This is a genomic window from Pseudoalteromonas luteoviolacea (assembly GCF_001750165.1).
GTDB lineage: Bacteria > Pseudomonadota > Gammaproteobacteria > Enterobacterales > Alteromonadaceae > Pseudoalteromonas > Pseudoalteromonas luteoviolacea_G.
Map to the genome: position 1 here is coordinate 4,696,765 of NZ_CP015411.1, position 13,236 is coordinate 4,710,000.

Here is a 13,236-nt window from a genome sequence, read left to right on the forward strand (position 1 = left end):
TTATTACTGGCCAAAATCCAAAAATATGACAGAGAATTTATCAAAACAGACAAATCAGCCTTGGCTAAAAGTAAAATCTCGTTTCAAACGTAAGCAATTAGGCAGACCAGTATTCCCTCGAGCGACAACTATGCCAGAGTGGGAACATGTGGAAGAGCACACGCATACATGGGGTCAACTCACCTACATCAGTGATGGCGTCATGACCATTTTCACGCCGCAAGGCAGCTTTGTGATCCCACCCCAACAAGCGTTGTGGATCCCACCGAATGTCGCACACGAAACCTATTGTCGCTATGGTGGCCATTTCCGCAGTGTGTACATAGATCAAAAGTATCAATGTGTACTGGGTAGCCAAGCTAAGTCGTTGGTGGTAGACCCGCTATTAAAAGCCATGATCTTGGAGATCTGTACTTGGTCTGATAATTACACTTTAGATGATAAAACCCTGCGCTTTGTGGAAGTCTTCATTGACCGCTTGGAGCAGGCACCCACCAGCGATTTTTTTATTCCCAGAGCCCAAGATGCCCGCTTACACCCAATTGTATCTGAGCTCTACGCTAATCCTGGTAGTCCACTCACACTGGAGCAATGGGGGCAAACCGTCGGCGCATCGAGTCGCACATTAAATCGCTTATTTCACAAAAGCTTTGACATGGGATTTAGCCAATGGAAGCAGAAGCTCAGAGCGCTGCGCGCAGTAGAAATGCTCAACGCTGGACAATCTCAACAAGCCATTGCTCAGCAGTTAGGGTTTGAGTCTAGCAGCGCATTTAATACCGCATTTAAAAAAGTGCTAGGCGTGCCTCCTAAACAATACATAAAGGCCTAGCCACAAAGCACAGTGTGCTTTTCTATCAGATTTTGGTAACTTACATGGATAAAAAATCACCACACTGGTGTTCTGATAACCAAGCAAGGAATAGATATGCTGCGTTTTGTACTGCTCATCATTGGCTTTTTTCACTTACCCGCTTGGGCAGCCAAATCTAATTTGCACCTGATGCCCTACCCGCACAGTATCACATTAGAAGAAGGGACATTTGACGCCAGTATGCCTTTGCGTGTATACCTGCCAAACTTATCAAAACAACGCAGCCAGTACCTTAAACGACAACTCAGAGACACCTTCAGTAATATACGCTTCACGCAAAAGATGGGCCGAGCTGATATCATTTTTGACATCACGGGCACTTCAGCACTGCACCCGAGTATAAATCAAAACGAAAGCTACCAATTAGCCATCACCCCCAAAGGCATCAAGATCCATGCTTCTCAATATTGGGGGATCAACTATGCGTTGCAAACACTCAGGCAATTAGCCTATCAGTTTCCAAGCCAGATCCCCGCGATGATCATTGATGATACACCTCGATTTGCATGGCGAGGATTAATGATCGACAGTGCCCGACATTTTATCCCGCTCGATGATATTAAGCGCCAGATTAATGGCATGGTATCTGCCAAACTCAATGTTTTGCATTGGCACCTCACCGATGATCAAGGCTGGCGCTTTGCTAGTGTTAATTACCCTAAACTACAACAACTTGCCTCCAATAATCAGTACTACACCCAAGCCGAAATGACCGAGATAGTTGCCTATGCCAGCGTCCGTGGGATCCGCGTGATCCCTGAAATTGATCTGCCCGGCCACGCCTCTGCACTGGCAGTGGCTTACCCCGAACTCATGGCCAACCCAGGTCCCTATAAAATGGAGCGCGGTTGGGGCGTATTCAAACCCTTACTTGATCCCAGTGATCCCAATACTGATATCTTCATTAAACATATCATCGAGGAACTTGCTGCTATCTTTCCTGATCCCTACGTGCATATCGGTGGTGATGAAGTCAAACCCGATCATTGGCTAGAAAGCGAAACTGTTTTGGCGTATATGCAGGCACAAAGACTCCATTCAGCCGTTGCATTACACAACCATTTCAACCTCAAAGTACAATCACTGCTGAGCGCCCACAACAAAATACTGATGGGCTGGGATGAGATCTTTCAACCAGCACTTAACAATGCCGTGGTGATCCAATCTTGGCGCGGGTTTGATTCCCTAACTCAATTAACCAATGCGGGACATAAAGGCGTCCTGTCTGCGGGTTTTTACATCGACCAACCTCAGTACACCAGCTATCACTACCGCAATGATCCAATGCCACAGCAACCCATCACACAACAGGACCTAGGTCACGATACACAATGGCAGGCATGGCAATTTACTATCTCTCGGCTCAAGGGCTCGCCAGTCACAGGTCACTTTGCGTTAGCGACGAATAACAACCAAATTGGCTATGTGGCCATCAATGGCCGTAAATTAATCGCAATAGAGCAACTGGAAACACTCGCCAATGTCACACGTTTTGACATTGACACTTGGATGGGTCCGGTACGCCTTAGCTTTGTTAAAAGCCAACCTGAACAAAGTCAAATATTAATTGGCAATACGCCTTACGAACATCACATCAGCGCACTTGCGATCGTGCCTAAACTAGAGCCTTCGCAATTTGCAACCCACCCCAAAGCAGAGGCAACTAAGCGCGTACTCGGTGGTGAGGCAACCATATGGACTGAACTGGTTATGCCCTATAATCTTGATCTCAGAATTTGGCCAAGACTCTATGCAATCGCAGAGCGACTCTGGTCACCGCAAAGCTTACAAGATGAGCAACAGATGTATCAGCGCTTAAAAACACTGGATCAGTTTGCTGCTCAACGTATTGGCCTCAAACATCAAGCTCAACACCAGCAGGGACTGGCAGCGCTGAGTGTTCAAGGCGATGTTGACGCACTTAAACGCTTTAGCCAACTGGTCGAGCAAGCTCAGTATTACACCCGCCATCATGTCAAATATCAGCAAAACCTCTACCACCAGCTAGCCCCCTTAGCTGCCTTAGTTGATTTTCTCCCCGCAGAGAGCCTGTATTTGCGTCAGTGGCACCTGCACTTGCAAACAAACGACACGCCAGCGCGTTATTTAACACTGCAAAATGCGTATCAAAGTTGGTTAGCGGATATCCCCAAACTCAAGACCACATTTGCGCAATCAAGTACTTTGACAGCACTGCAGCCTATGCTGACACAACACCAAAAAAGCATTCAACTTGGTCTGCAAGTGTTAAAGTACTGCCAAAACCAATCACGCAGTGCTGATATCAATGCACTGCGTGCTGAGATTTGGCAACACACTCACCGTTACGGCGAGCTCATTTTAGCGGTGAATCATTTAACCGAAGCCATATTAGATAGTTGCTTGATGCAACAAGGCACGACGCCTTCGATAAACTAAATTTGGCGATTGAGCGTCAATTGTGCGGTGTACAAGGATCCTGTTTGATGTTTTACACTCATATGCAGTAACCACTGTGCTTCGCCTACCTGTTTTGACCAAGCACGTGTATTTTCCGTACTGGCTGCTTGCCATCCTGCATTAGTCATTTGCTGGTTAAGCCATGAGAATAACGCGGAAGACTCGGTATTTTTTAACTCAAATGTGTAGCCGTTATACCAGTTTTGCTCATCACCATAGTGGAAAGTGCGAGACGCTAAACTAATGCTTTCAGGTAAGTCATTAAACTCAGGCAGTATGCGGTCAGCCATTTTTCCGCGAATGTAACCTCCATTAGGCGTCCAATCATACTCAATTTTTGCCGCCACAGTACGCGCAGATCGCATACCATTCACTTTTGCAACCAAGGAAAGTGCGCCGTCAATACCCGAGGATAAACCAGCCGTTGTGAGTATTTTACCGTTATCAGTTAGCTTTTTATCTTTTGCCAACTTTACCAAAGGATACTGCTGTGCAAAACTGTCGAACGCTTTTTCAATGGTTGTCGCGTAAAGACCATTCAGCAGCCCAGTATTGGCCAAAATAAACGCGCCATTACACACAGACATCACATAATGCGCCTCGCGGCTTTGCGCTTTAATCCAATTTTGCACTTGTTCATCATTGATAAAAGCGCCATTGATATTACCGCCAGGAATAAGCACCGCGTCAAACACAGTGTTATTTGCAAAACTTTGTGCTGGCGTCACCTTCAACCCCATTGCTGTGGTGATTTCATTCCCCGTCTTGCTCACTGTCGTCAATCGGAACCCTGCTTGACCGAACACTTCTATAGGCCCCACAAAATCAATGGCCTGAGCACCTTCAAATAACAAGACACCGACATGAAAGGCATCTTCATCAGTAGAGTGGGTATACCCTTTCATACAATACAAACACATCAACCATGCTAGGATTGTTCTTTTCATTCGTTAACCTCTGCAGTAAAATTTTCGCGATATTGTGTTGGCGTCACGCCATACGCTTGGGTGAATTTTCGAGTTAATAACGGAGGTGAACCAAAACCTGTCAACACGCTTATATGGGCTATCGAGTGCTCAGATGTACACAATAACCCCTTGGCTTTTTCCAACCTTAAATTTTGTACAAAGCGCATGGGGGCTATACCCATTTTCTCTGTAAAAACCCGCTGGAAATGTCGAGGGCTCAACGCAACTTGATCAGCTAATATTTCGACTGATAAAGGTTTATCGATATTGTCTTGTACAAAGTCTATGGCACTTTGAAAGCGCTGTGATAACGTTTGTTGGGCGCTCAGCAGACTAGAGTACTGACGTTGATCGCCACTGCGCCTGACATACATCACCATATATTGTGCAACGCGTTGTGCCATTGCTGCACCATGATCTTTTGCAATGAGACTCAGAGCAAGATCAATACCCGCTGTAAGCCCCCCCGAAGAATATACTTCATCGCTTTGTACAAATAGCTTATCGGACACCACTTGCACACATGGAAATTGCGCCGCAAGCCGCTGTGAAAAGTCCCAATGGGTTGCCAATGTGAGTACGCGTTCAGGCCACAGCGCTGCGACAATAAATGCACCAGTACAGATACTCACAACGCGTTTAGCACTTTGTGCCAGCCGACGTAGTTGTGCCATTGCGGCTTGATTATTGATGACACGATGACACCCTCGCCCGCCAATAATCACCAACACATCAAGCGCCTGGCAATTTATGAGGGTGTCATCGGCCAATGTCTTCAAACCACTTTCAGCACGAATTGGCAGCATTTCATCCGCTATCGTAACTAACTTATATGCTTCTTTGGACAGTAGATCATTTACGGTGGCAAATGCATCTAGTGGACCCGCTAAATCAACAGTTTGAAATTCATCATAAATAAAAAAACCCACGGTTTGTGACATAAGGCACCTCCTAGGAAATAAGCATATCGCAGCAAGAAATGTCAGTAATGACTATAACTTATCTAAAAAGGACATACTTACCGAAAGCGACAAAGTCTCACACCATAACGATGTGGTCTTCATTCTTGCTAATAGTGTCAGCTACTATCCGCAAGCTCTTTAACAAAACCTTCAATTTGAGTGTCATCTTACACGTCAAAACGTGTTCAAAAAGTAAACTAATATTTACATGGAATTTTAAAACTTTACGAAAATTGAAATTTAAATCATTTAAAAACATGCAGTTGCAAAAAATAACACGTTACCCATTGAAATCATTTCAATCACATTTTTTATACATTTTGCAACATTTAGTTGTATCTTAATTTCGTCTAACAAGTGAACAACATAGGTACAACATGAAAGGAACAACACACTCATTTAAAAATGCAATGCGACACACACTATTGGCAGTAGGTATTGTGGCCAGTTTACCCGCTTTCGCATTTGATGATATTCAGCCCAACATTGTAGGAGGTATGCCCGCAGACACCGCAGAGTGGCCATTTTATACTCAAATTTTACGCTCAAATGGCACAACCGCTTTTTGTGGTGGTAGTTATATTGGTGACGGTTATGTGCTAACTGCCGCACACTGTGTGCGTAACAGAACGGCAAGCGAGTTAAATGTTAAAGTCGCGGGCTTTATTCTTGGCGGCAGCGATGGTGATCGAATTGCGGTTGAGCAAGTGCATATGCATCCTAATTATAATAACTCGACACTGCACAATGACATTGCTGTGTTAAAGCTGACTCGAGTCCCAACTCAGGGCGCTAGCGTGACACTTGCACAATCTTCTATTGATTACTACGCACGTGAAGGTGACTTACTCACCGTAGCAGGCCTTGGCCGCTTGCAAGAAGGTGGTACACGTCCAACTAATTTATATGAAGTCAACGTACCATTGGTTTCTGACGCTGTTTGTCGTCAAACTGGAGGCCACTACAGCAATGTTGGCGCCACGGAATTCTGCGCAGGTTACCCTCAAGGCCAAAAAGACTCATGTAATGGCGACAGTGGTGGCCCGATTGTGATTCAATCAGGTGGCCAGACCGTTCAACTTGGTATAGTAAGCTGGGGTGTAGGATGTGCTCGTCCTGACAATTATGGTGTTTACGCAGACGTTTCAGTATACGACCAATGGATCGAGTCAATCAAAAATGGGACAGTTCCGGTACAGGTTGGCTATCAAGAGCAAACGACACTAGCTGATTTCGTGGTTGGCGATACAGTAAGACATACCTTTACCATCACTAATACTGGCAGCCCAACATTTACCTTTAATCAACTGAATGTCGCTGCATTAGGTGTCACGAGCAACTTGGTGACTACGGTAGATACGTGCTCTGCAAGCACACTGACACAAAACCAAAACTGTAAGGTAAGTGTCGAGTTTAGCGCTGCAACACCTGGCCTTGCACAAACAACATTAACTTTTAAAGTGGACGGCAGCACAACCACATACGTCGCACGTGTTTTTGCTACTGCAACAGATGGTTCTAACGTGTGTAATGGCACGTGGGACGCAAATACCGTGTATGTCAGACCAGATCGTGTCACTTACCGTGGCTCTGAGTATGAAGCGAGATATTGGACTCGCGGCGATATCCCAAGTGAATCAGGCCTTTATGGTGCTTGGAAGTTAATCGGCAACGATCCTACTTGCGTAAAATAAGCACAGATTTATCATGACAATCAAAGCCGTGCGTCTGGGTGCACGGCTTTTTTCGTACTACCTTCTCAAGTTACCACTAGAATTGACAGATGAACTGCCAGCTGCCATCACTCCCCGGTACTGATCGCGTCCACCAATTCGCTTCATAAACGCTGTTTTGATGACGAATACGCTGTCCAGCAGCCGCATGGTCGCCATTTGGAAAGTTGGGATGTACAACATACTGATTTGGATCGACTTGAATATCCACACACTGTGTTGGCTTATCAGGACCACCACTGCCATCACATTGATAGCTTGGCGCCATTCCCTGTGCCACTTCCCATTTAGCCGTCAGTAATGACGCGGGCCCATTTGTATCATGGGATAACTCCCAGTTCATAATGCCCCCAGCGCTATCAAGCGCTAACTGAGTTTTCGTACGTATTGTTGGAATACCGTTATAATATGCGGTGCCGTCAGTATCTCGACACGCATTCGCAGCATCCTGTGCGACCAACGTGTGATAAGCTTGCCATGTCGGACGAGAATAAAAAGGCACACCCAACACAGTTTTCTCTTTACTGAGTCCACGACCTTGCCAATATGCAATAGAATCTAATGCATATTGAAAACTCGAATGATCTGCATTATTTGCGTCGTAGGCCATCAAGTTTAAGAAATCAACATCTTGGAATACCGACTCCAAAACACCGCCTCCGGTGTAACCTAGCGCAACCACTGCGGCTGTTAAAAACTTCCCTTTTGCTTTGAGCTCAACACTGAGCTCTTTCATTAACAGCGCATAATTATTAGCTGAACTGCCAGGATCTGGATATTCCCAATCCATATCAACGCCATCTAACTGATGCAACTCGACAAAGGCCATTAAATTGCGAATAAACGTAGCACGGCCTTCTGCACTGGCGGCAAAAGTCTCAAATGCACTGTCATCGCCCCCATTCCAACCGCCAACAGCAATTCCAACCTTTACGCCTGATGCTTGTGCAGCACTCACTAATTGCTTCATCTTTGCTAGGTTTTCAAGTGGCTGTAATGACCCATCGGCATTTGGGAGCAAGAACGAGTAATTTATATGCGTCAGCTTATCAAATTGAATGTCGGCAACTTGACCTTGCCAGCTAGGAAAGTAACCGACAATCTTAAAACCACTTGGAGGAACAATAACATCGTCCGCCACAACCGTAATATTACGCTTACCAGAGCTGGCCCGCCCATTTTCATTATCAACAACTTCAGCTTGGATCACATGCTCGCCCAAGCCTGTCGCTGTCCATGTTACTTCATAGGGTGCTGTGTTATCCGTCGCAATCACCACATCATCGACTTTGAAATCCACATGTTTGATTGGTACATTCTTTGGGTGACTAGCTGTCGCTTTTATTACAACTGGAGACGCAATAATATGGCGACTTTGATCCAATGGTGTGTCAAGCTTCACGATAGGCAATGGAGCTCCAACAGGATCGCAGATCCCCTCCTTACGCCATACGTTTTGTGGCTCTGAATACAACGCGGGATCTTGATTTTGTGTCCACCACTTGGCCGTATATTTAGCTGCTTGGTGTTGTACTTCCATACCGCCTGTGTACACTTTCGTTGCCTGCCAATTGCTTAATTGACTGCAGTCCAATGCCATCGTTGGCACACTGATAAGGCCAAGTGCAGCCATGACTGCTAAATTGAGTGTTTTCATACCTTTATTTCCATGTTGTTAGCCAGCGTATGACGGCGAGCTCTGGCTGGCTGTTATCCAATAATAAACCCGCCCGCTTCCAGAGTAACAAACTGTATAAAAATCACCCAGACCATATCGCGACTCTCAACTTGAAAGATTATAATATTTGCAAATGTGTCACACCGGGATCCAAGCTTCGCGCTGTGAAAACACGCCAAGCTATATATCGGAAATTAATAACTATAAAAATGTGAAGCGTCGTACTTGTCTATTAAAGCACAAGCGAAATGTATAAATGTCACTGACGATACTCAGATATTTGCTGTCTGAGCATAAGTCCTTAACACTTCATGGCCAAAACAAAGCTGACCTAGCTATCCAACCAATACCTTCCCCCTTACTTTGCCTGACCAAGTTGACGATAGCGGGAAACCAAAGCAGTGATCTGCTGCTGTAATTCAACAATTGCCAGGTCTATTTTTAACCGCTCTGACGGTGTGAACTTTTCCTTGCGTAATAAAAAATGCACTTCGTTATCGTGGACCGGATAATCCCAAACATGAATGGGCTTTTCACTCCACTTGTGACTAAGGTAATTACCTGTAATTTCATCTTCAATAATAAAATCAACACGCTGTTTGGCAAGCAACTCGATGCGTCTTTGAATCGTTGAAATACCGATGAATTGATTTCCAAACCGATCTTGATTGGCCAAAGATTTAATCTCTTCACCATAATAGGAACCAATACTCAAACCAATTGTGGCTTCAGAGCTCAATAAAGCCATTAGCGAGTAAACTAATTCAGGTGGCTTTAAAGAAAATAACCGCATTCTTTCCATGCGATACGGCAGCGTAAAATGTCCCCACTGCTTGCGTTTGAAGGTATAACTCACCATCAGTACAACATCGACAACCCCTTTGGTCAACTGAGCAAAACTGCGAGCTGCTGAGGGCAAACGTACAAACTCAATACAAATACCTACACGCTCAAACACGATTTTTGCAATATCTATATCAAGCCCCAGTGCAACGCCTTCATCGCTCACGCTAGTCAATGGAGGCCAGCCAGCAACCACACCAACTTTGGCTTTAGTGTCACACACAGGGCTGAGATGATCAGTAGAGTGCTGAGCTGCTGACACGTGCCAGCTAGCTATCAGTGCAACAAGACTTACCAAGCAATATATTCGCACAAACGCCTAACTAATTACGCAACCATTATATAAGTGTAGCTGCTAAATGAGGCCTTTCTCGCTGAAACAATACACCAATTATCAAACGCCATATTCGTTACGAAAAACTAAGCACTTTAATCCACCTTGTGGATCAATATCTTCAAATACAGACGGATTTTCAAGACGCTCAATAAACAGCATTGATGGCGCTTCCCTATGCATTTCATCAATCAGAAATTGACTTTGAACCGAGGGATCATTCACACAGGCAAGTACAGTTGCCTCAGGACAAAGTAATTCTGGTAGTTTTCGTAGAATACGCTGATAATCCTTAGTCAGTGCAAAACTGCCTTTTTGGAAGGTAGGAGGGTCAATGATCACTAAGTCATAAGGACCAAATTTACGCAATTTACCCCAAGATTTAAAAAGGTCATGTCCTAAGAAAGAAATATTTTCTAATGTATGCTCATTGAGCTGATGATTACGTTTCCCTTGTTTTAGAGCCGCTTTGGCCATATCCAAATTAACCACTTGCTTGGCACCGCCAGCCACTGCTGCGACAGAAAAGCCGCAAGTATATGCGAATAGATTAAGCACTTTTTTGTCTTCGCTATGCTCTTTCACCCAGCTACGGCCGTTACGCATATCCAAAAACAAACCTGTGTTTTGCTTTTTACCAAGTGACAATTCAAACTTTAAGTCATTCTCAGTAATGACAACTTGCTCTTCAAGCGCACCAAACAAGACCTCTACTGAATTATCTTGCCGATACCTGTGTTGAATAAAGACACATGTGAGCTTGTTCTGTTCCACACCGCGACTTATAAAGGAGCGTAAACACTGGCGAAGTGCCTCCATCCAATCATCATCTTGCTCTTTGAAAACTGTACACATGATTTGCCCTGACAACCAATCAATAGTCAATTGCTCAAGCGATGGGTAGCATCGGCCTCGGCCATGGAAAAGACGTGCAGCCTCATCGGGAAGCTCAGTTAATTGTGAAAACACCTGCTGTAGAGGTGAAAAATCAAATTGCATACAATAATCGCTAAAATTTAAATTTGAACGCAATTTTACTTAAATTAATACGAATGCCAAAATGATTTAGTTCATTAGCAGAATTAAAAGTTTCAACGTCATGATTGTGATGTACAGCAAAGGTAATATCACTAACCAATTTAAATATTGAACAATAAAAAACCACTTAGAATAAATACCCTGTACACAACTCTACCACGCGAGTACCCTTAAGCTTTTGACCATTTTGCTAGTGAGAGTAAGTTCATGAGTACCGCATTTTCTCGCCGTTTTGTGACCCTAGTTGAACAATTTGCTGGCGGTAATAAACGTCAGTTTGCCGAATTGACAGGTAAATCACCATCACATATTTATCGTATTTGCCAAGGCCTTGGCCGCCCTTCAATGGCCTATCTTGAGCACCTATATAGCCTATTTTCTGTTGATTTAAACTGGTTATTAACAGGTGTACAGGCAGCGGATGCGCCAACACAGCACAGCCAAGAAGATTTACTCGTCGTGCCTAAATTGGACGTTGAAGCCAGTGCGGGATTTGGTGCTATTAATGGTCAAGAAGATATTACCGAACAATTTGCACTAAATAAGCGCTGGCTGCAATCACAGCTAGGTGTTCACAGTGACCGCTTGGCTTTTGTTTCAGTGCGTGGTGATAGTATGTTACCTACCCTAGAACATGGTGACATGGTATTGGTTGATTTAAGCCAACAGCAACCAAGTAAAGCAGGGGTTTATATTATTCAAACTCAAGATGGATTAATGGCTAAAAGACTTCAACAAAAATCAGATCATATTGCAGTGATCAGTGATAACCCAGATTATCCAAGCTGGCAAATAAACTCCCAAAATGCAGAGCATCACGGCGTTGCTGGACGTATAGTCTGGTGTGGGCGTAGTTTGTAGCCCCTTCGTAAAACATCAAACGGGACATTGTGGTGGCATTATATCAGCCACCTCTTCTATCCTACTCTCCGACATTTCTTATCAAACAAATACTCTACATCAAAGAGACGCAAGGTGATTATCTTGCAAAAGGTTAGCGACAACGAACGCAGTGAGTACGCTCTTTTTGCGCAAGGTGATTATCGTGCAAAAGGTTAGCGACAGCGAACGCAGTGAGTACGCTCTTTTTGCGCAAGGTGAAATAAGCGAGTTTAACCGCTGCTAAGGAACTTAAACGCAAAAAAACCCGTCGCATTTCTGCAACGGGTTTCTTTTATTTGGCGCTTGGCAATGTCCTACTTTCACATGGGAAACCCCACACTATCATCGGCGCTATTTCGTTTCACTACTGAGTTCGGCATGGAGTCAGGTGGTTCCAAAATGCTATGGTTACCAAGCAAATTCTTGTCGTGCAAATGGCTAATGACGTCTTTTTGTCATTTCATTTGCGCAAGGTGAATTGATGCCTCATAAGAGTTTATCTATTCACAATGCTAAAATCTGGAAGCGTAATTAAATTCTTATCGTCTACTTTCTATTCTTAACTTCTAACAAGCTTAAAACCACTTTGGCGTTGTATGGTTAAGCCTCACGGGTAATTAGTACGAGTTAGCTCAATGCCTCACAGCACTTCCACATCTCGCCTATCAACGTTGTAGTCTTCAACGGCCCTTCAGTTAACTCTAAGTTAAAGTGAGAACTCATCTCGAGGCTCGCTTCCCGCTTAGATGCTTTCAGCGGTTATCGATTCCGAACGTAGCTACCGGGCAATGCTATTGGCATAACAACCCGAACACCAGCGGTTCGTCCACTCCGGTCCTCTCGTACTAGGAGCAGCCCCTCTCAATTCTCAAACGCCCACGGCAGATAGGGACCGAACTGTCTCACGACGTTCTAAACCCAGCTCGCGTACCACTTTAAATGGCGAACAGCCATACCCTTGGGACCGACTTCAGCCCCAGGATGTGATGAGCCGACATCGAGGTGCCAAACACCGCCGTCGATATGAACTCTTGGGCGGTATCAGCCTGTTATCCCCGGAGTACCTTTTATCCGTTGAGCGATGGCCCTTCCATTCAGAACCACCGGATCACTATGACCTACTTTCGTACCTGCTCGACGTGTCTGTCTCGCAGTTAAGCTGGCTTCTACCATTACACTAACCGTACGATGTCCGACCGTACTTAGCCAACCTTCGTGCTCCTCCGTTACTCTTTGGGAGGAGACCGCCCCAGTCAAACTACCCACCAGGCACTGTCCTCAATCCCGATTAGGGACCTAAGTTAGAACATCAACACTACAAGGGTGGTATTTCAAGGTCGGCTCCACACAATCTAGCGACTGTGCTTCAAAGCCTCCCACCTATCCTACACATGTAGGGTCAATGTTCAGTGCCAAGCTGTAGTAAAGGTTCACGGGGTCTTTCCGTCTAGCCGCGGGTACACAGCATCTTCACTGCGATTTCAA

The 13,236-nt window shown here is 44.9% G+C and carries 9 protein-coding genes and 2 rRNA genes (1 of these 11 only partly in view); 4 read left to right on the forward strand and 7 right to left on the reverse strand.

Annotation, left to right across the window (positions count from 1 at the left end):
• The first annotated feature begins 25 nt into the window (after window positions 1–25).
• Complete coding sequence (locus S4054249_RS19970) at window positions 26–832, forward strand: AraC family transcriptional regulator (protein WP_046354633.1); 807 nt, start codon at window positions 26–28, stop codon at window positions 830–832.
• A 96-nt stretch (window positions 833–928) separates the two neighbouring features.
• A complete protein-coding gene (locus S4054249_RS19975) occupies window positions 929–3,292 on the forward strand; it encodes a family 20 glycosylhydrolase (protein WP_046354560.1) in 2,364 nt (787 codons plus the stop codon).
• Here S4054249_RS19975 and S4054249_RS19980 read toward each other — a convergent pair.
• Together S4054249_RS19980 and S4054249_RS19985 are read right to left on the reverse strand one after the other, a co-directional pair.
• Complete coding sequence (locus tag S4054249_RS19980; RefSeq protein ID WP_080928275.1) at window positions 3,289–4,260, reverse strand: DJ-1/PfpI family protein; 972 nt, start codon at window positions 4,258–4,260, stop codon at window positions 3,289–3,291. The two genes, S4054249_RS19975 and S4054249_RS19980, sit on opposite strands and share 4 nt — an antisense overlap.
• The gene (locus S4054249_RS19985) at window positions 4,257–5,222 is read right to left on the reverse strand and encodes a GlxA family transcriptional regulator (protein ID WP_052960849.1); all 966 of its coding nucleotides are present in this window, start codon (window positions 5,220–5,222) and stop codon (window positions 4,257–4,259) included. The genes S4054249_RS19980 and S4054249_RS19985 overlap by 4 nt, the downstream gene beginning before the upstream one ends.
• Before the next feature lie 398 nt (window positions 5,223–5,620).
• Between S4054249_RS19985 and S4054249_RS19990 the strand changes: the two genes are divergently transcribed.
• Complete coding sequence (locus S4054249_RS19990) at window positions 5,621–6,937, forward strand: trypsin-like serine protease (protein ID WP_052960848.1); 1,317 nt, start codon at window positions 5,621–5,623, stop codon at window positions 6,935–6,937.
• A gap of 76 nt (window positions 6,938–7,013) precedes the next feature.
• On the opposite strand, the gene S4054249_RS19995 is transcribed toward S4054249_RS19990, so the two are convergent.
• The 3 genes from S4054249_RS19995 to S4054249_RS20005 form a co-directional block, all read right to left on the reverse strand.
• Entirely contained in the window at window positions 7,014–8,633 is a 1,620-nt protein-coding gene (locus tag S4054249_RS19995) for a glycosyl hydrolase family 18 protein (protein ID WP_063881494.1), read from the reverse strand.
• A gap of 379 nt (window positions 8,634–9,012) precedes the next feature.
• Window positions 9,013–9,759: a substrate-binding periplasmic protein gene (locus S4054249_RS20000; RefSeq protein ID WP_046354628.1), complete on the reverse strand. Its 747-nt coding sequence runs from the start codon at window positions 9,757–9,759 to the stop codon at window positions 9,013–9,015.
• A gap of 132 nt (window positions 9,760–9,891) precedes the next feature.
• On the reverse strand, window positions 9,892–10,830 hold the full coding sequence (locus tag S4054249_RS20005; RefSeq protein ID WP_046354559.1) for a class I SAM-dependent methyltransferase: 939 nt from the start codon (window positions 10,828–10,830) through the stop codon (window positions 9,892–9,894).
• 246 nt (window positions 10,831–11,076) lie between these two features.
• Here S4054249_RS20005 and S4054249_RS20010 point away from each other — a divergent pair, with 246 nt between their 5' ends.
• The gene (locus S4054249_RS20010; protein WP_046354558.1) at window positions 11,077–11,730 is read left to right on the forward strand and encodes an XRE family transcriptional regulator; all 654 of its coding nucleotides are present in this window, start codon (window positions 11,077–11,079) and stop codon (window positions 11,728–11,730) included.
• A 322-nt stretch (window positions 11,731–12,052) separates the two neighbouring features.
• Here S4054249_RS20010 and rrf read toward each other — a convergent pair.
• A 5S ribosomal RNA gene (rrf, locus tag S4054249_RS20015) occupies window positions 12,053–12,167 on the reverse strand.
• A gap of 180 nt (window positions 12,168–12,347) precedes the next feature.
• Window positions 12,348–13,236 (reverse strand): 23S ribosomal RNA (locus S4054249_RS20020) (it continues 1,993 nt past the right edge of the window).

Excerpts from the sequence above, each read along its gene's own strand:
- S4054249_RS19995 (WP_063881494.1), bottom strand. The coding sequence starts at position 8,633 with ATGAAAACACTCAATTTAGCAGTCATGGCTGCACTTGGCCTTATCAGT.
- S4054249_RS19975 (WP_046354560.1), top strand. The coding sequence starts at position 929 with ATGCTGCGTTTTGTACTGCTCATCATTGGCTTTTTTCACTTACCCGCT.
- S4054249_RS19970 (WP_046354633.1), top strand. The coding sequence starts at position 26 with ATGACAGAGAATTTATCAAAACAGACAAATCAGCCTTGGCTAAAAGTA.
- S4054249_RS19985 (WP_052960849.1), bottom strand. The coding sequence starts at position 5,222 with ATGTCACAAACCGTGGGTTTTTTTATTTATGATGAATTTCAAACTGTT.
- S4054249_RS20005 (WP_046354559.1), bottom strand. The coding sequence starts at position 10,830 with ATGCAATTTGATTTTTCACCTCTACAGCAGGTGTTTTCACAATTAACT.
- S4054249_RS20010 (WP_046354558.1), top strand. The coding sequence starts at position 11,077 with ATGAGTACCGCATTTTCTCGCCGTTTTGTGACCCTAGTTGAACAATTT.
- S4054249_RS19980 (WP_080928275.1), bottom strand. The coding sequence starts at position 4,260 with ATGAAAAGAACAATCCTAGCATGGTTGATGTGTTTGTATTGTATGAAA.
- S4054249_RS19990 (WP_052960848.1), top strand. The coding sequence starts at position 5,621 with ATGAAAGGAACAACACACTCATTTAAAAATGCAATGCGACACACACTA.